The sequence below is a fragment of the Pseudomonas sp. FP2254 genome (assembly GCF_030687695.1).
GTDB lineage: Bacteria > Pseudomonadota > Gammaproteobacteria > Pseudomonadales > Pseudomonadaceae > Aquipseudomonas > Aquipseudomonas quebecensis.
Map to the genome: position 1 here is coordinate 590,008 of NZ_CP117444.1, position 22,053 is coordinate 612,060.

The window sequence follows — 22,053 nt, forward strand, 5'->3', positions numbered from 1 at the left end:
GATAACGCTTTCAGCGACTCAAATACATCCGCGTCGTGAGCAAATAGACCGGCAGTCCCGACACCACGATCAATAGCGCTGCATAAGGCGCCGCCGCCGCGAATTCCACATTCGAGGTATGCGCCCATACGGCTGTCGCCAATGTGTTCAACCCGGTTGGGCTGAGCAGCAGCGTCGCGGTCAGTTCTTTCATGGCGTCGAGAAATACCAGTGCGAACGCTGCGCCCAATGCCGGGAAGATGATCGGCAGGGTCACCCGGCAAAATGCGCCGAATGACGATGCTCCCAGCGTGCGAGCGGCCTCTTCCAGTTGCGGTGCCGCCTTGTTCAGCGCGGTGCGGATCGGCGCCTGGGCCAGCGGCAGGAACAGCAGCGCATACGCGATCAGCAACAACGCCGAGGTCTGGTACAGCACTGGTACATAGTGCAGAGCGAAGTACACCAGCGTCAGCGCAATCACCAGCCCAGGTAGGGCGTGCAGAAGGTAGGGCAAGCGTTCCGCCCAGATCGCCAGTTGGCCTTTATAGCGCACCACCAGCAGTCCGACCGGCACCGCGAGCACCAGGCACAGCGCCGCACCGCCCAGCGACAGCGCCAGGGAGGACAGCAGCGCTTCGCTGATTTCGGCCACCGGAAATGCCGCCGACGAGCCCACGGCCAGCCAATAGCCGAGCATCCCCAACGGAATGCCGCTGCCAATGATCGCCAGCGCCAGGCAATACACCTGGCCCAGCGGCGCCCACTTGCCCAGCTTGACCGGTTCGGCGTGGCGCGCCGCGCCTTGACCGATGCGCACATGTCGGCCTTTGCCGCGCACGCGCAGCTCCAGCCACAGCAGGGTCAGGCACATCACCAGCAGCACCGCCGAGAGCATCGCGGCGTTGGCATTGCTGAATTCCAGTTCGAATTGCTGATAGATCGCGGTGGTAAATGTCTGCAGGCCGATGATCGACAAGGCACCGAACTCTACCAGCATGTGCAGTGCGATCAGCAGCGCCCCGGCCAGCAGCGAAGGCCATAACAACGGCAGTGTGACGCGCACGAACACGCCCCAGCGATTCATTCCCAGGGTGCGCGCCGATTCTTCCAGCGACGGGTCAAGGTTGCGCAGGGTCGCCGCCACCGGCAGGAACACCAGCGGATATTTGGACAGGCTCATCACCAGGATCGCCCCGCCCAGGCCTTCGAAGTCGGCGCTCAACGACACCCACGTGAAGCTGCTGACGAACGCCGGGACAGCAAACGGCAGGCACAGGATCACGCCCCAGAGGCGTCGTCCGGGCAGGTTGCTGCGCTCCAGCAGCCAGGCCAGCGACAGGCCGATCAGGCCGCAGGCGACGGTCACCCCGACCATCAGTGCCAGGGTATTGCGCAGCAGCCCGAACACGTAGGGCCGCCACAGCAAATGCACCGCTTGCGCCCAGCCCGCTTGCCAGGCCTTCAGTCCGACATACGCCAGTGGCAGCAGGCTCAGGCCGACCAGTAGCAGCACGGGCAGCAGCAACCAGATCGAAGGGCGCTTGCGCCGAGGGCGCAAAACCCCGCGCGCGACGGGGAGCGAAGGGTTCATCAGTTCAAGCCAACTTCACGTTCCAGGTCCAGGGCCTCTTCAGCATTGCCCAGGTCGGCAGGCGTGACTTTTGGCGGTTGCAGTTCGCTGAACGGTTTGAGTCCACGGTTGGACTGCATGCCTTTGCGCAGTGGGTATTCAGCGGACGTGTTGGTGATCACGCGCTGGCCTTCTTCGCTGGCCATGAACGCCAGCAATTGCTGGGCTTCTTTGGGGTGTTTGCTCGACTTCAACGCCGCCGCGGAGGACACGGTGATCAAGCCGCCAGCGTCGCCATCAGTGAAATAGTGCAGTTGGGAGTCGAGGTGAGTTTTTTCCTTCTTCAAGGCGAACCAGTAATAGTTGTTCACCAGTACGGTGGCCACTTCGCCATTCTCTACAGCCTTCAGTGCCACCATGTTGTTGCTGTACACCTTGCCGAACGCGCGCAGGCCGGTGAGCCATTCTTCGGCAGCCTCGCGACCGTGCAGCTTGATGATTGCCACGGCTTGTTCCTGGAACGCACCGCTGGTGGGGACGAAGCCGACTTTGCCTTGCCATTCTGGGCCGGCGAAATCCAGCACTGACTTGGGCAGGTCTTTCTCGGCGATCAGCTTGGGGTTGAAGGCCACGACGCGAGTGCGTGCTGTGACGCCCATCCAGTCGCCGTTGCCGCCCACGTAATCCTTGGGCAATACATCCAGCGTGCTGGCGTCAATCTTTGCCAGCAGGCCTTGTTCGCCCAGTTTATTCAGAGGGGGCGATTCTTCGGTGTAGATCACGTCGGCCGGCGAACGCTCGCCTTCCTCAACCACCTGGCTGGCCAGTTGGTTGCTGCTGCCTTTGCGGACATTGACGTGGATGCCGGTCTTGGCTTCGAAGGCCTTGGCGAGTTCGTCGCCGACTTCTTTGTGTTGGCCGTTGTACAGGGTCAGGGAAACCTTGTCGGCGGCGAAGGCGGTGGGGGAGAGCAGGGTCAGGCCGAGCAGAGTGATGGTCAGGCCACGCAGAAGGGATGTCTTGGGACGGGTATCGCGGATCATCATCCGGGGTTTTCCTCACTTGAGTGCAACAAATCATTGCAAGGATAAACGATAAAACTTCTCAAGTGCGGGTGAGAGGATAAACGCAGATAAAGTTTTCAAACCGCAGAAACGAAAAAACCCGCTTTCGCGGGTTTGATCTGAATATGGTGCCCAGGAGAAGACTCGAACTTCCACGACCGTAAGGTCACCAGCACCTGAAGCTGGCGTGTCTACCAATTTCACCACCTGGGCAATCTCAAGCAGCGTTGCCGCTGTTGATGGAGCGAACTATACGGAGCGCTTTTTGATCTGTAAACCCCTGATTCAAAAATATAAATCAAGTTTTCCTTTGAAAAACAAAGGCCTATAACGCAAAAACCCGCTTTCGCGGGTTTCTGGATAAACTCAAGGTAAACCTCAAGTTTTGAATTGGTGCCCAGAAGAAGACTCGAACTTCCACGGCCTTGCGGCCACCAGCACCTGAAGCTGGCGTGTCTACCAATTTCACCATCTGGGCAGTATCTTCAACGTTGCCGTCGTCGATGGCGCGCACTATACGGAGCGGATTTTGAGCTGTAAACCCCCGCCATGAAAAAAGCCTGGAAAATTTCGCCAGTGGTCGTGCAAGGTGCTCGTCGGCGGCTTTAAAAGGCTTTTAAACGCTTGTTGACGCCTGAAATTTCCCGTTTCAATACGCGTATGCCAAACTAACCCGCATATAGACAAGGTGAAAACTCTCTAATGGCCGATTGGCAGTCCCTCGATCCCGAGGCCGCTCGTGAAGCGGAAAAATATGAAAACCCTATTCCTAGCCGCGAACTGATCCTGGCGCATCTCGCCGATCGAGGTTCGCCTGCTAGCCGCGAGCAGTTGGTTGAAGAGTTCGGTCTGACCACCGAAGACCAGCTCGAAGCCCTGCGCCGCCGCCTGCGCGCCATGGAGCGCGACGCTCAACTGATCTACACCCGCCGCGGCACTTATGCGCCGGTGGACAAGCTCGACCTCATCCTCGGCCGCATTGCCGGCCACCGTGACGGTTTCGGCTTCCTGATCCCCGACGACGGCAGTGACGACCTGTTCATGAGCCCGGCGCAAATGCGCCTGGTGTTCGATGGCGACCGTGCCCTGGCGCGCGTCTCCGGCCTTGACCGTCGCGGTCGCCGTGAAGGCGTGATTGTCGAAGTGGTGTCCCGTGGTCACGAGACCATCGTTGGGCGTTACTTCGAAGAAGGCGGCATCGGCTTTGTTGTGCCGGACAACCCCAAGGTGCAGCAGGAAGTGCTGATCACCCCTGGCCGTAATGCCAACGCCAAGGTCGGTCAGTTCGTCGAGGTGAAAATCACCCACTGGCCAACCCCGCGCTTCCAGCCTCAGGGTGATGTCATCGAAGTGGTCGGCAACTACATGGCGCCCGGCATGGAAATCGACGTCGCGCTGCGGACCTACGACATTCCTCACGTCTGGCCTGAGGCCGTGGTGAAGGAAGCACGCAAGCTCAAGCCGGAAGTGGAAGAGAAGGACAAAGAGAAGCGCATCGACCTGCGCCATCTGCCGTTCGTCACCATCGATGGTGAAGATGCCCGCGACTTCGACGATGCGGTCTACTGCGAAGCCAAGCCCGGCAAGCTGCGTTTGTTCTCCGGTGGCTGGAAGCTGTACGTGGCGATCGCCGACGTTTCCAGCTACGTGAAGATCGGCTCGGCCCTGGACAACGAAGCCCAGGTGCGCGGCAACTCGGTGTACTTCCCTGAGCGCGTGATCCCGATGCTGCCGGAGGAATTGTCCAACGGCCTGTGTTCGCTGAACCCGAAAGTCGATCGTTTGGCCATGGTGTGCGAGATGACTATCTCGAAAACCGGCGAAATGACCGACTACCAGTTCTACGAGGCGGTCATCCATTCCCAGGCCCGACTGACCTATAACAAGGTCAGCACCATCCTGGAGACGCCGAAGACCAGCGAAGCCAAAGCCCTGCGTACCGAGTACGCCGGCGTGGTCCCGCACCTCAAGCAGCTGTATGCGCTGTACAAGGTGCTCTTGGGCGCACGTCATGTGCGTGGCGCGATCGACTTTGAAACCCAGGAAACCCGGATCATCTTCGGTTCCGAGCGCAAGATTGCGGCGATCACACCGACGACCCGTAATGACGCACACAAGCTGATTGAAGAATGCATGCTGGCCGCTAACGTGGCCACCGCTGAGTTCCTGAAAAAGCACGAGATTCCTGCGCTGTACCGTGTGCACGATGGCCCGCCGCCGGAGCGCCTGGAAAAACTGCGCGCGTTCCTCGGCGAGCTCGGCCTGTCCTTGCACAAAGGCAAGGAGGGGCCGACGCCGAAGGATTACCAGGCCTTGCTGGCCAGCATCAAGGACCGTCCGGATTACCATGTGATCCAGACCGTGATGCTGCGCTCCCTGAGCCAGGCGGTATACAGCGCCGACAACCAGGGCCACTTCGGCCTGAATTACGAGGCGTACACCCACTTCACTTCGCCGATCCGTCGTTACCCGGATCTGCTCACGCACCGCGCTATCCGCAGCGTGATCCATTCGAAGATGAACACCCCGCACGTCAAGCGCGCCGGTGCCATGAGCATTCCGAAGGCACGGATCTATCCGTACGACGAAGCGACCCTGGAACAGTTGGGCGAGCAGTGCTCCATGAGCGAGCGCCGCGCCGACGAAGCCACGCGCGACGTGGTGAACTGGCTCAAGTGCGAGTTCATGAAAGACCGCGTGGGCGAATCGTTCCCGGGCGTGATCACCGCCGTGACCGGTTTTGGTCTGTTCGTCGAGCTGACGGACATCTATGTCGAGGGCCTGGTGCACGTCACCGCCTTGCCGGGCGATTATTACCACTTCGATCCTGTGCATCACCGCCTGGCGGGCGAGCGCAGCGGTCGCAGTTTCCGCCTGGGCGACACCGTGGAAGTGCAGGTCATGCGCGTCGATCTCGATGAGCGCAAGATCGACTTCGGCATGCCTGACAAACCGGCCGAACCGGCGGGTCGCAAAAAGCGTGGCATTGAAACCGCTGCACCTGCTTCCAAAGGCAAAGGGGCGCCAGCGAAAGCCGTGGCCACCGAGCCTGCGCCAGCCAAGGCTGGTCGCCGCTCCTCCACCAAGGACAAAGCGCCCGAAGCCTACCGCCCAAGCGATGCAGCAGCGAAAAACGCCGAGCTGCGCAAGAGCCGTGAGTTGAAGCAGCAGTTGCTTAACGAAGCCAAAAGCGGTGGTAAAGCGGCGTCTGGGGGAAAGTCCCAAGGGGCCGAAAAGCCGTCGAGCAAGCCGAGTAAACACCGTAAAGGCCCGCCCAAGGCGGGTTCGGCCCCCGCGAAAAGCGGCGGGTCGCGCAAACCTAAGGCCAAGTCATGAGTCTGGAAAAAATCTACGGCGTACACGCCGTAGAAGCACTGCTGCGGCACCATCCAAAGCGCGTCAAACAGGTATGGCTGGCGGAAGGTCGCAGCGAACCGCGCGTACAGGCACTGGTCGAGTTGGCCAATGAAAACCGCGTCGCTATCGGCCAGGCCGAACGCCGCGAGATGGATGCGTGGGTCGAAGGTGTTCATCAGGGTGTAGTTGCGGATGTCAGCCCAAGCCAGGTTTGGGGCGAGGCAATGCTTGACGAGTTGCTCGACCGTACCGAAGGTGCACCGCTGCTTCTGGTGCTGGACGGCGTGACCGACCCGCACAACCTCGGCGCCTGCCTGCGTTCGGCGGACGCCGCCGGCGCGTTGGCGGTGATTGTGCCTAAGGACAAGTCGGCAACCCTGACGCCGGTGGTGCGTAAAGTGGCCTGCGGCGCGGCGGAAGTGATTCCACTGGTGGCCGTGACCAACCTGGCGCGCACCCTGGAGAAACTCCAGCAGCGCGGCCTTTGGGTCGTGGGTACGGCAGGGGAGGCCGAAGTCAGCATTTATGACCAGGACCTCACCGGCCCGACCATCCTGATCATGGGCGCCGAAGGCAAAGGCATGCGCCGCCTGACCCGTGAGCATTGCGATTACCTGGTGCATCTGCCGATGGCCGGCAGCGTCAGCAGCCTCAACGTTTCGGTCGCGACCGGCGTGTGCTTGTTCGAAGCCCAGCGTCAGCGTGGGGCCAAAAAGGCAGTCGCTTCGCGCAAGTCGTAAGCTTCAAGCTGCAAGTTAACAGCACGGTGGTTGACCACTTGTAGCTTGTAGCTTGCAGCTTCCCCCCTGCTCCTCTACTATTGCGCCCCTTGCCTTCCTGGCAGGCACCGATGTGCCTCTCTGCGGCAAGATCCATAAGTGTCATTCACTCCTTGTCTGACCGTTTTTGAGCGGCAGGCTACAACCCGTAAGGAGCATTCATGCGTCATTACGAAATCATCTTTTTGGTCCACCCGGATCAAAGCGAGCAAGTCGGCGGCATGGTTGAGCGTTACACCAAGCTGATCGAAGAAGACGGCGGCAAAATCCACCGTCTGGAAGATTGGGGCCGTCGTCAACTGGCCTACGCAATCAACAATGTTCACAAGGCTCACTACGTGATGCTGAACGTTGAGTGCACTGGCAAGGCCCTGGCCGAGCTGGAAGACAACTTCCGCTACAACGATGCAGTGATCCGTAACCTGGTCATCCGTCGCGAAGAAGCCGTCACCGGCCAATCCGAGATGCTCAAGGCTGAAGAAAACCGCAGTGAGCGCCGTGAGCGTCGCGACCGTCCTGAGCACGAAGGCGCTGATAGCGCTGACAGTGATGACAGCGACAACAGCGATAACGCTGACGAGTAATCCACGGACCTTTTAAGGAGCCTATCAAATGGCACGTTTCTTCCGTCGTCGTAAATTCTGCCGCTTCACCGCTGAAGACGTGAAAGAGATCGATTACAAAGATCTCAACACTCTGAAAGCCTACGTATCCGAGACCGGCAAAATCGTTCCAAGCCGTATCACCGGTACCAAAGCACGTTATCAGCGTCAGCTGGCCACCGCTATCAAGCGCGCCCGCTTCCTGGCCCTGCTGGCCTACACCGACAGCCACGGCCGCTGAGACCGGGCAGTCGACAAGTAGTAAGGGATTTAATGCATGCGCGCCTTAGCTGAGTTCATCATGCGCGGTCGTATGCAGGCCACTCTGGTAGTGGCTGGCTGTGCGGCATTGCCGTTGCTTTATTGGTTGGGTGCTGCCGCGGGTTGCCTTGTGCTCCTGCGGCGCGGTTTGAAGGACGCCCTCGGCGTTCTTGCCCTGGGTTTGTTGCCGGCCTTGATCTGGTGGCTGCAAATGGGTGATCCACGAGTACTTCTGGTGCTGCTGGGGTCATCGAGCCTTGCGTTGGTTTTGCGCGCAAGTGAGTCCTGGGTCCGTACGCTGCTGGTCAGCGTGGCAGTGGGGTTGGTGTACTCAGTGATGCTTGGCGCGGCTTTCCGCCCGCAAATCGAGGCGCTGGCGCAGGAGATCGTCAAGATCCTGCCGCTGGCCCTCGGGGATCTCTACCAGCAATTGTCGGTAGAAGAGCGAGCGCGGTTCGCGTCACTGATTGCCCCCGTCCTGACCGGCCTGATTGCGGCACTGTTGCAGGTCGTCAGCGTGCTGAGCCTGATTCTTGGGCGTTATTGGCAGGCGTTGTTGTACAACCCGGGTGGTTTTGGTCGCGAGTTTCGCAGTATCAGAATCCCCGCGGGACCGGCGATGTTGCTGCTGGCGTGCATGGTTGTCGGACCGAACTTCGGTCCACAGATGGCCCTGCTGGCGCCGATTTGCAGTGTACCGCTGGTGTTTGCCGGGCTGGCCCTGATTCATGGGCTCGCCGCGCAGAAGCGCCTGGCCAAGTTTTGGCTGGTGGGGTTGTACGTCACGCTGTTGCTGTTCATGCAGCTGATTTATCCGTTACTCGTGGTCCTGGCCATTGTCGACGGCCTGATTGATTTTCGCGGTCGTCTGGCGCCGAAAGACGCCGATAACGCGAACGGTGAAGGTTAAAAGTTAGAGGATTTTCACATGCAACTGATCCTTCTGGAAAAAGTCGCCAACCTGGGCAACCTGGGCGACAAAGTGAACGTTAAGGCCGGCTACGGTCGTAACTACCTGCTGCCATACGGCAAAGCCACCGCTGCAACCGCTGCCAACCTGGCTGCGTTTGAAGAGCGTCGCGCTGAGCTGGAAAAAGCCGCAGCAGACAAAAAAGCTTCGGCCGAAACTCGCGCTGCCCAACTGGCTGAGCTGGAAGTGACCATCACTGCCACCGCCGGTGACGAAGGCAAGCTGTTCGGTTCGATCGGCACCCACGACATCGCTGATGCACTGACCGCCTCCGGCGTTGAAGTGCAGAAGAGCGAAGTTCGTCTGCCGAACGGCACCATCCGCAACGTAGGCGAATTCGACGTAGCCGTGCACCTGCACGCCGAAGTTGAAGCCACCGTACGCGTTGTCGTGGTAGCAGCTTAAGCAGCACCTAATCGGCTGGCACCTCGCGTGCCAGGCGGTTAACATCGGGCACGATCCTGTTTACAGGTCGTGCCTTTTGTTTTTCTACACACCCCGAATTCCAAGTGGCCATGAACGATATTTCCGCTCCTGAGCAATACGATCTGCAAACCGCTGCCCTGAAGGTGCCGCCGCATTCCATCGAGGCCGAACAGGCCGTGCTCGGTGGCTTGATGCTGGATAACAACGCCTGGGAACGCGTACTGGATCAAGTCTCGGACGGTGATTTCTATCGTCATGACCACCGCCTGATCTTCCGCGCCATCGCCAAGCTGGCCGACCAGAACTCACCGATCGACGTGGTGACCCTGGCCGAGCAATTGGACAAGGAAGGCCAGACCTCCCAGGTCGGCGGCCTCGGTTACCTGGGCGAGTTGGCCAAGAACACGCCGTCGGTCGCCAACATCAAGGCCTATGCGCAGATCGTTCGCCAGCGCGCCACGCTGCGTCAGTTGATCGGCATCAGCACCGAAATTGCCGACAGCGCCTTCAACCCCGAAGGCCGCACCGCCGAAGAAATTCTCGATGAGGCCGAGCGCCAGATCTTCCAGATCGCCGAAGCCCGGCCGAAAACCGGCGGCCCGGTAGGCGTCAACGAGCTGTTGACCAAGGCCATCGACCGGATCGACACCTTGTTCAACACCGATGCGGCCATCACCGGTATTTCCACCGGCTACACCGACCTTGACGAGAAAACCAGCGGCCTGCAACCGGCCGACTTGATCATCGTGGCCGGCCGTCCTTCGATGGGTAAGACCACCTTTGCGATGAACCTGGTGGAAAACGCCGTGTTGCGCAGCGATAAAACGGTGCTGGTGTACTCCCTTGAGATGCCAGGCGAATCGCTGATCATGCGTATGCTCTCGTCCCTGGGCCGCATCGACCAGACCAAGGTACGTTCCGGCCAATTGGAAGACGACGACTGGCCGCGCCTGACCTCGGCGGTCAACCTGCTCAACGACCGCAAGCTGTTTATCGATGACACGGCGGGCATCAGCCCTTCCGAGATGCGGGCGCGTACCCGACGCTTGGTCCGCGAGCATGGCGATATCGCGCTGATCATGATCGACTACCTGCAGTTGATGCAGATTCCAGGGTCCAGCGGCGATAACCGCACCAACGAAATTTCCGAGATCTCCCGTTCCTTGAAAGCCCTGGCCAAGGAATTCAACTGCCCTGTCGTGGCCCTGTCCCAGCTCAACCGTTCCCTGGAACAGCGCCCCAACAAACGTCCGGTGAACTCCGACTTGCGGGAATCCGGAGCGATCGAGCAGGACGCCGACGTGATCATGTTCGTGTACCGCGACGAGGTGTATCACCCCGAGACTGAACACAAAGGCATCGCCGAAATCATCATCGGCAAGCAGCGTAACGGCCCGATCGGTTTCATTCGCCTGGCGTTCATCGGTAAATACACACGCTTCGAAAACCTTGCGCCGGGCAGTTACAACTTCGACGACGACGAGTAATCTCAGGGCAGCGGGCCGAACAGTGCGTTGATCGTGGCTTCGTTGTATTGGTAGTTCCAGCGCAACTCAGTGGTGGCTGGAATATCCTCGCTGGCAAAAAATGCCGACAATGCGAACTCCTGCCGCGGCTTGTCGCCGACTTGGGTCTCTACGGTAAACCGTGCAACTTCAACGTTGTATCCCGTCGCAGCTTGTCTGATCGGTTGACCCGCCTCGTACTCGAAAATCGTGTTGATCCTCGAAAGCACGTTATCCCCCGACAGGTTCGGTATATCGGCCGCGGCGGGCGAGGTGGGTGCCCGAATATCCAAACAATAGGGATCCCTTCGATAAGCCGCTACGCGGTGTGGTACTTGCTCCCCGCCATAAACGCCGAGCGTCTCGCCTTTTTTGATGGGTTTCCTGGTGATCACGGTGGATTCGCCGATCATCACCGACTCCTCAGGAGCCTTCTGATGTGCGGCAGTAAAGGGCGTTACTTCAAGTTTATCTTCATAAAGCCGTGCTACCTGTTCGTAGCCTTCCCATCGAATATAGGGCTTTATCAGGTCGCTCGAAAATGTTGCATTTGACGTGAGCGACTTGCTGCGGGTTTGCAGGCTTCGGATGCGCATCGGCTGGCCAAAGAGGTTACGCAGCGGGTACCTGCCATTGTTCGCCCGATCGTAAATGCGTCGATAATTCTGACTGTGTTGATAGCTGCCATCGGAACGCATCTGCCGCAGTTCCTGTTGTGTGAAGCGCGTCGTCACTGTGCCTTCCTCGGCCGACTCGTAGTCGCTGGATGAGTGTGCCGACTCAAACCCGTCACTGGATTCCATTTTGATAAGCAAAGGGACCTGCGAGTTTTGCATGCCACCCGGCAGTCCGCCCTTGGCTGGATTGATCGCCCAAGTGCCGTCAGGGGTTCTGTGTACATAGGGTTTGTAGCCTCTGAATGGGCTGCGGGCATCGACCAGTTGCCAGCCGTCGCCGCCGGGTTTGACGCGGTAGTATTTTTCGCTCTCCAGGATGTAATGGTCATGGCTGCCATCCGCACGGGCAGGCGTTTGGTAGATACCGTCGGTACGCACGGTCATGCCCGCCGGCGGAGCCGTTTCGGCGAACTGCGGGTTCAGTGGTCGTCTTGGGGCGTCGGCCATCGCCTGGCTTGAAAGCCTGGCGTAGTGAGACGTTTGCCTGGCCGTCAACGTCAGGCTGTTTTTGCGGATCGCCTGCTTCAGGCTACCGGCCCCGGACTGGCTCAGAAGCGTTTCAAGTTCAGCCTTGGACAGCGTGTGTTCCAGGGCGCTGAAGAGAGTGTCAGGTGGTTGCAGTTGCGTGCCCTGGCTGTTTTGAACCGCGTACTGTTCGCCCTGGCGGATCAGGATGTGTCGTGCGCTGCCCTCGCCACTGCCGATGCTGCCCAGCAACGGCCCGCTGTTACTGGCATCGTATACCTCGATTTTTCGCGATCCCGGCCAACCCGGCGTCTGCTCAAGGGCATGGAGGATCAGCGGTACGCTTTCAGGGGTTTGCATCGAGTCGAGGTAAATGCCTTTTTGCACATTGGCTGTGCGTATCGACTTGAGGTATTGCTCGGCCTCCCACTGTTGTTCCGGCGGCAGGCGCTGGTTCTGGTGCAGGCTTTGCTGCTCGTCATGATTGAGCGTAGCCCCGATCTCTTCGAGATGGCTTTTCGTCAGCTCAGGCATGACTGCGTGTATGTCCTCCTCAACCGGAGTGAGTGGTTTTTCACCCGATTGGATGAGTAGGGAAAATAGCCGCTGCTTTTGCTGCGGCACCTGCTCCTGAAGATGCATGGCCAGGTTTTCTGTTTTGCTGAGGTAGTCGATATAGAGTTTCGGCATGAGTTTATTGAAGTGTGTCTGCGGCATTTGCTGTTCCAGCACATGCAACAGCTCTCCCTTTCTGAAGCGCGAGGCGGGTACCTTGATTTCGTTGGGGCCTGTGCCGTGACTGAGTAAAACGCTCTGCTGTTCGTCAACGACCTTCAGCGCATAGTTGGAGGGCCACTCCGGCAGTCCGCACGCCAGATGAAACTGTATGAAGGGCGAGTACGGCGTGACGCTTTTGCCTTCTGCACGGTCAATGTCGAAGTCGTTGATTTCTTGTTCCAGATTGAAGTGCTTGACGGTGTCACGCAGCAAGGGCGGCGGCCGTACGTTGTCCAGATGGCTCTGGCGCAGTGCGCCGGTATCGGCACCGCTGAGCAGCAAAATAGGTTCCACGACCGGCTGTGTGAGGTTGGCGGCATCGGGGCCCATACGCTTGATCAGTTTGAGATCGTTCCAGTCGTGCGGTGATTCATGCGCGGTGCGCCAGTTGCCCACACCATTACTCAACAAGGGCGGTGAATACGCTTGAGGGTCGTTGGGGTGCGACAATTGCCAGTGCTTGGCGTCAGGGGTGCGTTCCACGGCATACGCCTGGTCATCCAGCTTCACAAAGTGTTGCTGCTCGTGCTGGTACATACCTTGGGGATCCGGCACCAGGCTGTCCGGCAGCGCCGTTGTGTGACGGTAGGGGGCAATGTCGCTGTGCCACAGCCGCCAGCCCTGGTTGCGCACTTGCACTTTCACCAGGCGGGTGGCAACGCCGGCGGTTTTGATCGCACCGGCGGTGGCTGCCGCCAGGGCGATGTTGTCGGCTACATCGAGAAAGTCGTTCAAGGCTTCGTCGCTGTCACCCCGGCTCCAGGCGGCGAACCCGTTATAGACGGTATGAATCAGTTCACCGGCCGCCACCACCAACATCACCTCACCCACAATCGGAATGAACGACGCGGCAAAGAACAGCAGTGATTTGCCCAAGTCTATATAGCCCTGCAGGCGTTTCTGCCGGCTCATCAGGTCGGCGTCGGCCGTGGGGACCGCCAGGATGCGGGCGTCACCCTTGATTTGCGCGATGCGTCGCTTGGCCATGCACAGGAACAGGCGTGTGCGGATCGGTGTCAGGCTGACCCGCTGTTGCAGGCTGGCACGCTGCTGCCTGCCGGCCGTGACCGAAGCAGGGGTTACGCCGAGCAGGGTTTGCTGGTGTTGCAAGGGCACGAGGCGGTTGAAGAAAACCCGATAAGTATTGTCTTCCAGGCGCTCGGCGAGACTGTGCTGCAGGTCTTCCTGGGTGGCATGTTGGCGAAAGATCGCCAGGGGGTCATGGGGAGTGTAGAGGATAAACGGAAGACAGATCGCCGATGCCTCAATGATCAGCACATTGGGCAATACAACACCATTGAGGGTCAGGTGGCCACACGTAATGTCCATGTGATTGCCCGTGCGCTGGAGGCTGTGCAGTTGCAGATATTGTCGGGGAGTGAATTGCCGCTGCATGTAGGCGATGTGCAAGGCGACGCCGAAGGCGTGCCGTTCACAGGCATCGAACAGTGCGAGGACTTGGGCGGCGGTGCGCGTGGTGTTGGCCGTTGGCTCAAGTACATCTTTGATGTGCTTGAGATAGTGCGCCCCAAGGTCGAGGCTGCGGCACATAGTGGCGAATGTGGCGGGAGATGCAGGCGAAAGCGTTTCGACTTTATCGTTGATGTTGTAAAGCCCGGTGCCTTTTTCCATGCCGTCCTCTGCGGCTTCCTCGGCTTCGAAGTTTTGCAGGGCCGCTTCCAGCAGTGTTTGGCGGGTGGTTTTCTCGTGGTTTCTGATCAGGCCTAACAGGTGGTGATGCTTCCATTCCCGCACCAACAGCGCGTTTTCGTCCCTCAGCATGCCGAAGAACCATGTCTTCAGCGCTTCACGCAGCAGGGGGGCGGCAAATGCCGCCGGGCTTTGCAGCGTATTGAAAAGCGCCTGCAGGTCATGTCGGGCCTGGTTGCTGCCGAGCAGGCTGTCGCGAAAATCGGCGCGCACTTCGGGCGGCGCCTGATGAAGCCAGGCGGGCAGTTCAGATGTGATGAATTCATGGTGAGGCGAGAGGGTGTGCATAGATCCGACCCTGGAGGGCAGTGGTTGATCTGCCTCAGGCTACCCATTAACTTTTCGAATCGTCGTCAGTGGAATAGCCCCCGTCGCCGGGACAAAAATGAATCCTAAACGGCCGGACTTAAAAGCCGACCACTGTCGTCGGAATTGGTCAAATTTTGTGCTATATTCCGCGCCCGCGATTTTTCATCTCAACACCGGTCACCGTCATGCAAACAGCCAAGCCGTTATTTGACTATCCCAAGTACTGGGCCGAATGTTTCGGTCCTGCGCCATTCCTGCCCATGAGCAGGGAGGAGATGGATCAGCTTGGCTGGGATTCGTGCGACATCATCATCGTCACCGGTGATGCCTACGTTGACCATCCGTCGTTCGGCATGGCGATCATCGGCCGGCTGCTGGAGTCCCAGGGCTTTCGCGTCGGGATCATTGCGCAGCCGAACTGGCAGTCCAAAGACGACTTCATGAAGCTCGGCGAGCCGAACCTGTTTTTCGGTGTCGCGGCCGGCAACATGGACTCGATGATCAACCGCTACACCGCCGACAAGAAAATCCGTTCCGACGACGCCTATACGCCCGGCGGCATGGCCGGCAAACGCCCGGACCGCGCCAGCCTGGTGTACAGCCAGCGCTGCAAGGAAGCCTACAAGAACGTGCCGATCGTACTCGGCGGCATCGAAGCCTCCCTGCGCCGCATCGCCCATTACGATTACTGGCAGGATCGCGTGCGCAACTCGATCCTGATCGACGCCACCGCCGATATCCTGTTGTACGGCAACGCCGAGCGGGCCATCGTCGAAGTCGCCCAGCGCCTGTCGTGGGGCCACAAGATCGAAGACATCACCGATGTGCGCGGCACCGCGTTCATCCGCCGCGACACGCCGGTGGGCTGGTACGAAGTGGACTCCACCCGCATCGACCGTCCGGGCAAGATCGACAAGATCATCAACCCGTACGTGAACACCCAGGACACCCAGGCCTGCGCCATCGAGCAGGAAAAAGGCGCGGTCGAAGACCCGAGCGAAGCCAAGGTCGTGCAGATCCTGGCCAGCCCGAAGATGACCCGCGACAAGACCGTGATCCGCCTGCCGTCGGTGGAAAAAGTGCGCAACGACGCGGTGCTCTACGCCCACGCCAACCGCGTGCTGCACCTGGAAACCAACCCAGGCAACGCCCGCGCCCTGGTGCAGAAGCATGGCGAAGTGGACGTGTGGTTCAACCCACCGCCCATCCCGATGACCACCGAAGAAATGGACTACGTGTTCGGCATGCCTTACGCACGCGTCCCGCACCCGGCGTACGGTAAGGAGAAGATCCCGGCCTACGACATGATCCGCTTCTCGGTGAACATCATGCGTGGCTGCTTCGGTGGCTGCACCTTCTGCTCGATCACCGAGCACGAAGGTCGCATCATCCAGAACCGTTCCGAAGAGTCGATCATTCGCGAAATCGAAGAAATCCGCGACAAAGTCCCAGGCTTCACCGGGGTGATCTCCGACCTCGGCGGCCCGACCGCGAACATGTACCGCATCGCCTGCAAGAGCCCGGAAATCGAATCCGCCTGCCGCAAGCCATCGTGCGTGTTCCCCGGCATCTGCCCGAACCTGAACACCGACCACTCGTCGTTGATCCAACTGTATCGCAGTGCCCGTGCGTTGCCGGGTGTGAAGAAGATCCTGATCGCGTCCGGCCTGCGCTACGACCTCGCCGTGGAATCGCCGGAATACGTGAAAGAGCTGGTCACCCACCACGTCGGTGGTTACCTCAAGATCGCCCCGGAACACACCGAGGAAGGTCCGCTCAACCAGATGATGAAACCGGGCATCGGCAGCTATGACAAGTTCAAGCGCATGTTCGAGAAGTACACCAAGGAAGCGGGTAAGGAGCAGTACCTGATCCCGTACTTCATCGCCGCCCACCCTGGCACTACCGATGAAGACATGATGAACCTGGCCCTGTGGCTCAAGGGTAATGGCTTCCGTGCCGACCAGGTGCAGGCGTTCTACCCGTCGCCGATGGCGACTGCCACCGCGATGTACCACTCGGGCAAGAACCCGCTGCGCAAGGTCACCTACAAGAGCGACGCGGTGACCATCGTCAAGAGCGAGGAACAGCGCCGTCTGCACAAGGCGTTCCTGCGCTACCACGACCCGAAAGGCTGGCCGATGCTGCGCGAAGCGCTGACCCGCATGGGCCGCGCCGACTTGATCGGGCCGGGCAAGGACCAGTTGATCCCGCTGCACCAGCCGAGCACCGACAGCTACCAGAGTGCCCGTCGCAAAAACTCGACGCCGGCCGGCAGTCATAAGGTCGCCAAGGAAACCACCACCAAAATCCTCACCCAGCACACCGGCCTGCCACCCCGTGGCAGCGACGGCAGCAACCCGTGGGACAAGCGCGAACAAGCCAAGGCGGCGGCGCAGGCACGTAACAAGCAGGCGGCTAAGGAACGTAGCGATGCGGCCAAGGGCAAGGGCGGCAAGCCAGCCCGCAAGCCGGTGGTGCCGCGTTGATCGTCGTTTGAAAATGCAAAACGCCAGCCTTGTGCTGGCGTTTTGCTTTCTGGTCGGGGGTGAGGCTGTTTGGTAAGGTGGCGCTCATTAAATCGCTATCGGGGGCAAGCCCCTCCCACACTTGATCGCGTTCACGCTCCAATTGTGGGAGGGGGCTTGCCCCCGATAGCGTCAGTCCAGTCTCCACCTTTCAAGGAAGAACACCTCATGGGCAACCCCCTGGCCGGCATCGGCATGGACTCCAACCGCTCCCAGTTCATGGCCCGCCAGCGCATCGAAAGCCAGATCAACCTGCCACGCCTGTTCGCGGCCATTGATGCCGACCCCGGCATCGTCGGCGCTGGCGTTGTGTACATCGACGCCGACTTGAATGTCGTCACCCTGCGCGAGTTCAAGCCGATCTGCAGCATCAAGCCCAAGCGCATCATCTTGCGCGAAGCGCAGAAGTACATTTCACCTGCCCAGTTTGTGGAGCAGGTGAAGACCGACCCCCGTGAAGGTCGCCTCCAGAAGGAAGCGTTCGATATGGGGCTTTCCTGTGGCGCGGCGGTGATTGGCTGGATTGTGGTGTTCAGCGGCAGCGTCGCTGTACCGTTCACCGCCGGTGCCAGCGCGTTTGTGGTGGGCATCGGCGTCACGGCGGCATTGGCCAGTAGTGCTCAGTGTGGGTTTGGCGTGGCGCGCACGTACAACGAAGTGCTTGATCCTGACGCCAACGACCGTATGGACGATGCCGAATGGTATGGCGCCGTTTCCCCGGTCCTCGATGCCGCCTCGCTGGTGGGCATCGGCACCGGCGCCCTGACTACGTTCAGGCTGCTCAAGGCCAAGAAAGCCGCCGCACTGGGCAAGAGCTGGTACGAGTTGCTCAAAGGCCTGACGCGCCAGGAGCGTAAGAAGTTGACCAAGGAGTTGCTCAGCCTGAGAGACCCGAGCCTGACACCCAAGTTGATCAAATTGCAGCAGCGTGCCGGCAAGCTGACCAAAAGTTACAGCTCCACGGAAATCCGCCATGCCACCCTGACTCAGATCAAGGATGCCTTGGGTGGGCTGTTGGGGATCTGGGGCAGCTATCGAACCGGCCATGTGGGCTCGGCCGAAACCATTGCGATCGGCCTGTACGAGGATCTGACGGAATGAAGGGCTTTCCCGACATGGGCAGCTTCCTGGCGCGTTATTTTCCCGTATTCATTGGCACCGTGTTCATGGCGATCTTTTCCGGCTCGGCCGCAGTGTCCATGGCGGGCGTGACGTACCTGCGCGGAGTTGATCCCGCGCTCAAGTCCAGCTATTCAGGGGCTGCGATCCTGGTATTGGTGGCGGTGCTGGTGTTTGGCAACGTGATGATCGCTCGAGGCTATCCCTGGGCGACCAGGCTGGTGGCTGGCTACCTGGTGTGCTGCCTGTTGTTCGTCGTGCCGATGATTCAATACGACCTTCACATGCTGGTATACGGCTCGGCGGTGCTGTTTCCGTTGCTGGGGTTGCTACTGCTCAACAGCAAGCGCCACCGCGAAATGCGCCACAGACTCCTCGAAATACGTCGTCTGCGCCAAGCCGTCGTTGCGCAGCGAAAAGCCCGTTGATTGGCTGGATTTGCCCTTCATTCGCGTACTCGCGTCACAAATAGGTGCAACGCTTGCACCATTGCCCCCTACGATGGCGCCGTTTTGGTGCTGTACTGCACCGGGCCGTACGATAAAGCGCAATGACCGCCGCCCTGGCATAAGTCTTGCGCGCGTTGTGCCCATGCCCTGGCTCGCAGGAGGCCGCCGTGTCGATTCATGTCGCGTTGCACCACGTTACGCATTACCGCTACGACCGTGCTGTCGAACTCGGCCCGCAGATCGTGCGTTTGCGTCCGGCGGCCCACAGCCGTACGCGGATTTTGTCCTACGCGCTGAAAGTGCTGCCCGAGCAACACTTCATCAATTGGCAACAAGATCCCCAAGGCAATTACCTGGCGCGGCTGGTGTTTCCGGAAAAAACCGCTGAACTGCGCATTGAAGTTGACCTGGTGGCCGAGATGGCGGTGTTCAACCCGTTCGACTTTTTCCTCGAGCCCTACGCTGAACACATCCCCTTTGACTACGCCGCCGACGAGCAGCGTGAGCTGGCGCCGTACCTGGAGACGCTGCCGCTGACGCCCAGGTTCGCCGCCTACCTGGCCGGGATCGACCGCACGCCACTGCCGGCGGTGGACTTTCTGGTGGGCCTCAATCAGCGCCTGGCGGCGGACATCGGTTACCTGATCCGCATGGAACCCGGTGTGCAGACGCCGGAATTCACCCTGGAAAACGCCTCGGGCTCGTGCCGCGATTCGGCCTGGCTGCTGGTGCAATTACTGCGCAACCTGGGGCTGGCGGCGCGGTTTGTGTCCGGTTACCTGATCCAGCTCACCGCCGACGTCAAGGCCCTGGATGGCCCGTCCGGCACCGATGTGGACTTCACCGACCTGCACGCCTGGTGTGAGGTGTACCTGCCCGGTGCCGGCTGGATCGGCCTGGATGCCACCTCCGGTCTGTTCGCCGGTGAAGGGCATATCCCATTGGCCTGCAGTCCGGATCCATCCTCTGCCGCACCGATCAGTGGGCTGGTGGAGCCCTGCGCGTGCGAATTCACTCATGAAATGTCGGTGGAGCGGATTTGGGAGGCGCCGCGCGTTACCAAGCCTTACACCGACGAGCAGTGGCGTGCAATCCAGGCGCTGGGTCGGCAGATCGACGGCGACCTCCTCAAGCACGACGTGCGCCTGACCATGGGCGGCGAGCCGACCTTCGTGTCCATCGACGATCCCGACGGCGCTGAGTGGAATACGGCCGCGCTGGGGCCGGACAAGCGGCGCCTGTCCGCCCAATTGTTCCAGCGCCTGCGCCAGCACTACGCGCCCCAGGGCCTGGTGCATTTCGGCCAGGGCAAGTGGTACCCCGGCGAACAACTGCCGCGTTGGTCGCTCAATTGCTACTGGCGTCGCGACGGTGTGCCGATCTGGCACAACCGCGCGCTGATCGCCGACGAGCAGCAGGACTACGGCGCCAATGACGAGTTGGCTGGGCGCTTCCTGGCCAGCGTCGCTGAGCGCCTCAAGTTGCCGGCGCGTTTCGTGTTCCCGGCCTTCGAGGATCATTTTTATTACCTGTGGCGCGAAGGTGCGTTGCCGCAGAACGTCACGGCCAAAGACCCGCGACTCAGCGACGAACTTGAACGCGAGCGCCTGCGCAAAGTGTTCAGCCAGGGCCTGGATAAAGTCATCGGCCATGTGCTGCCGCTGGCGCGCACGGCGGCCAACGACCGCTGGCAGAGCGGGCGATGGTACCTGCGCGACACCCATTGCCGGCTGGTGCCGGGGGACTCACCGCTGGGCTACCGCCTGCCATTGGCGTCGCAGCCCTGGGTGACGGCGGCGGAGTATCCGTTTGTGCACCCCACCGACCCGAACCAGGACCTGCCGCAGCTGCCGGGCAATGCGCAGTTGCACAACCATGCCGAGCCGGCCCCCAGCGACGAACGTGTGCCGCAGGTGGACGAGTCCGCCGACTGGCTGACCCGCACCGCGCTGTGCGCCGAGGCTCGCGAAGGGCGGCTGTACGTGTTCATGCCGCCGCTGGAGCGCGTGGAAGACTATCTGGAACTGGTCGCCGCCATTGAAGCAACCGCGCAAGAGCTGCATTGCCCGCTGCTGCTGGAAGGCTATGAGCCACCGGCCGATACGCGGCTGAGCAACTTGCGGGTCACGCCGGACCCGGGCGTGATCGAGGTCAACGTGCAACCGTCCGCCACCTGGGACGAATTGGTTGAACGCACCGAGTTTCTCTACGAAGAGGCACGGCAAACCCGACTGACCACGGAGAAATTCATGATCGACGGGCGCCACACCGGCACCGGCGGCGGTAACCACTTCGTGCTTGGCGGCGCCACGCCCAAGGATTCGCCGTTTCTGCGCCGCCCGGACCTGCTGCGCAGCCTGATCAGTTACTGGCATAACCACCCGTCGCTGTCCTACCTGTTTTCCGGGCTGTTTATCGGCCCCACGTCCCAGGCGCCCCGTGTGGATGAAGCGCGCAACGATGCGCTGTACGAGTTGGAAATCGCCTTTGCGCAAATGCCGGAACCCGGTGAGGAATGCCCGCCGTGGCGGGTCGACCGCCTGCTGCGCAACCTGCTGATCGATGTGACGGGCAATACCCACCGCGCCGAATTCTGCATCGACAAACTCTATTCCCCCGATGGCGCCACCGGCCGCCTGGGGCTGTTGGAGCTGCGTGCCTTTGAAATGCCGCCCCACGCGCGCATGAGTCTGACCCAACAACTGCTGTTGCGCGCCTTGGTCGCGCGGTTCTGGCGCGAACCCTACGCACCGGCCAAACTGGCGCGCTGGGGCACCGAGCTGCATGACCGCTTCCTGTTGCCGCACTTTATCGAGCAGGATTTTGCCGACGTGATCGTCGAACTCAACGCCGCCGGGTATCCGTTGCGCGCCGAATGGTTCGCCGCGCACCTGGAGTTTCGTTTTCCCAAGGTCGGCGACTATGCCGTCAGCGGTATCGAGTTGGAATTGCGTCAGGCCCTGGAACCCTGGCATGTACTGGGCGAAGAGGGCGCGGCGGGCGGCACGGTGCGGTATGTGGATTCGTCCCTGGAGCGCCTGCAGGTGAAGCTCACCGGTCTGCCGCCACAACGTTATCTGCTGACCTGCAACGGCATCCCGGTGCCGCTGCAACCCACTGGTCGTGTCGGTGAGTTCGTCGCGGGTGTGCGTTATCGCGCCTGGCAACCGGCCAACTGCCTGCAACCGACCATCCCGGTGCATGCGCCGCTGGTGTTCGACCTGCTCGACACCTGGATGCAGCGCTCGCTGGGCGGCTGCCAGTACCATGTTGCGCATCCGGGCGGGCGCAATTACGACAGCTTGCCGGTGAATGCCAACGAGGCGGAGAGCCGGCGCATGGCGCGGTTTTTCCGGCTCGGCCATACACCCGGAAAGCTCCCCGTACCGACCATCGTGATCAACGATGAATTACCGATGACCCTGGATCTACGACGCTTTGCCAATAAGAATGACTGACTGCGATTGAAAGGTGGGAGGGCCAGCTCCCGCCCACCGTTGATTGCA

The 22,053-nt window shown here is 60.5% G+C and carries 14 protein-coding genes and 2 tRNA genes; 11 read left to right on the forward strand and 5 right to left on the reverse strand.

Annotation, left to right across the window (positions count from 1 at the left end):
- Nucleotides 1-10: 10 nt before the first annotated feature.
- The 4 genes from PSH94_RS02510 to PSH94_RS02525 all read right to left on the reverse strand — a co-directional run bounded on the left by PSH94_RS02510 (nucleotide 11) and on the right by PSH94_RS02525 (nucleotide 3,091).
- Complete coding sequence (locus PSH94_RS02510; protein WP_253510168.1) at nucleotides 11-1,570, reverse strand: iron ABC transporter permease; 1,560 nt, start codon at nucleotides 1,568-1,570, stop codon at nucleotides 11-13.
- The gene (locus PSH94_RS02515) at nucleotides 1,570-2,595 is read right to left on the reverse strand and encodes an extracellular solute-binding protein (protein WP_181080463.1); all 1,026 of its coding nucleotides are present in this window, start codon (nucleotides 2,593-2,595) and stop codon (nucleotides 1,570-1,572) included. Before PSH94_RS02515 ends, PSH94_RS02510 begins: the two co-directional genes overlap by 1 nt.
- Before the next feature lie 144 nt (nucleotides 2,596-2,739).
- Nucleotides 2,740-2,826 (reverse strand) — tRNA-Leu (locus tag PSH94_RS02520).
- 178 nt (nucleotides 2,827-3,004) lie between these two features.
- A tRNA-Leu gene (locus PSH94_RS02525) sits at nucleotides 3,005-3,091 on the reverse strand.
- Nucleotides 3,092-3,315: 224 nt separating this feature from the next.
- On the opposite strand from PSH94_RS02525, the gene rnr reads away from it, so the two are divergent.
- The 7 genes from rnr to dnaB all read left to right on the forward strand — a co-directional run bounded on the left by rnr (nucleotide 3,316) and on the right by dnaB (nucleotide 10,495).
- A complete protein-coding gene (rnr, locus tag PSH94_RS02530) occupies nucleotides 3,316-5,949 on the forward strand; it encodes a ribonuclease R (protein WP_181080462.1) in 2,634 nt (877 codons plus the stop codon).
- Nucleotides 5,946-6,710, forward strand: a complete 765-nt coding sequence (gene rlmB, locus PSH94_RS02535) for a 23S rRNA (guanosine(2251)-2'-O)-methyltransferase RlmB (RefSeq protein ID WP_181080461.1) — start codon at nucleotides 5,946-5,948, stop codon at nucleotides 6,708-6,710. The genes rnr and rlmB overlap by 4 nt, the downstream gene beginning before the upstream one ends.
- A 200-nt stretch (nucleotides 6,711-6,910) precedes the next feature.
- Nucleotides 6,911-7,333 (forward strand): 30S ribosomal protein S6, encoded by a 423-nt coding sequence (gene rpsF, locus PSH94_RS02540; RefSeq protein WP_003236224.1) that lies wholly within the window; start codon nucleotides 6,911-6,913, stop codon nucleotides 7,331-7,333.
- 28 nt (nucleotides 7,334-7,361) lie between these two features.
- Nucleotides 7,362-7,592, forward strand: coding sequence for a 30S ribosomal protein S18 (gene rpsR / locus PSH94_RS02545; protein ID WP_002551829.1), 231 nt, complete (start codon nucleotides 7,362-7,364; stop codon nucleotides 7,590-7,592).
- A 36-nt stretch (nucleotides 7,593-7,628) separates the two neighbouring features.
- A complete protein-coding gene (locus PSH94_RS02550; RefSeq protein WP_181080460.1) occupies nucleotides 7,629-8,522 on the forward strand; it encodes a hypothetical protein in 894 nt (297 codons plus the stop codon).
- Nucleotides 8,523-8,540: 18 nt separating this feature from the next.
- Nucleotides 8,541-8,987, forward strand: a complete 447-nt coding sequence (gene rplI / locus PSH94_RS02555; protein ID WP_003171376.1) for a 50S ribosomal protein L9 — start codon at nucleotides 8,541-8,543, stop codon at nucleotides 8,985-8,987.
- A 110-nt stretch (nucleotides 8,988-9,097) separates the two neighbouring features.
- Entirely contained in the window at nucleotides 9,098-10,495 is a 1,398-nt protein-coding gene (gene dnaB, locus PSH94_RS02560) for a replicative DNA helicase (protein ID WP_034095616.1), read from the forward strand.
- 2 nt (nucleotides 10,496-10,497) lie between these two features.
- Here the strand turns inward: dnaB and PSH94_RS02565 are convergent, their stop codons facing one another.
- Complete coding sequence (locus PSH94_RS02565; protein WP_305436349.1) at nucleotides 10,498-14,430, reverse strand: dermonecrotic toxin domain-containing protein; 3,933 nt, start codon at nucleotides 14,428-14,430, stop codon at nucleotides 10,498-10,500.
- A gap of 206 nt (nucleotides 14,431-14,636) precedes the next feature.
- On the opposite strand from PSH94_RS02565, the gene PSH94_RS02570 reads away from it, so the two are divergent.
- The 4 genes from PSH94_RS02570 to PSH94_RS02585 all read left to right on the forward strand — a co-directional run bounded on the left by PSH94_RS02570 (nucleotide 14,637) and on the right by PSH94_RS02585 (nucleotide 22,005).
- Nucleotides 14,637-16,940, forward strand: a complete 2,304-nt coding sequence (locus tag PSH94_RS02570; protein ID WP_305436351.1) for a YgiQ family radical SAM protein — start codon at nucleotides 14,637-14,639, stop codon at nucleotides 16,938-16,940.
- Nucleotides 16,941-17,147: 207 nt separating this feature from the next.
- The gene (locus tag PSH94_RS02575; protein ID WP_181080457.1) at nucleotides 17,148-18,080 is read left to right on the forward strand and encodes an NAD synthetase; all 933 of its coding nucleotides are present in this window, start codon (nucleotides 17,148-17,150) and stop codon (nucleotides 18,078-18,080) included.
- Entirely contained in the window at nucleotides 18,077-18,526 is a 450-nt protein-coding gene (locus PSH94_RS02580; protein ID WP_181080456.1) for a hypothetical protein, read from the forward strand. The genes PSH94_RS02575 and PSH94_RS02580 overlap by 4 nt, the downstream gene beginning before the upstream one ends.
- A gap of 188 nt (nucleotides 18,527-18,714) precedes the next feature.
- Nucleotides 18,715-22,005, forward strand: coding sequence for a DUF2126 domain-containing protein (locus tag PSH94_RS02585; protein WP_305436352.1), 3,291 nt, complete (start codon nucleotides 18,715-18,717; stop codon nucleotides 22,003-22,005).
- Nucleotides 22,006-22,053 lie beyond the last annotated feature (48 nt).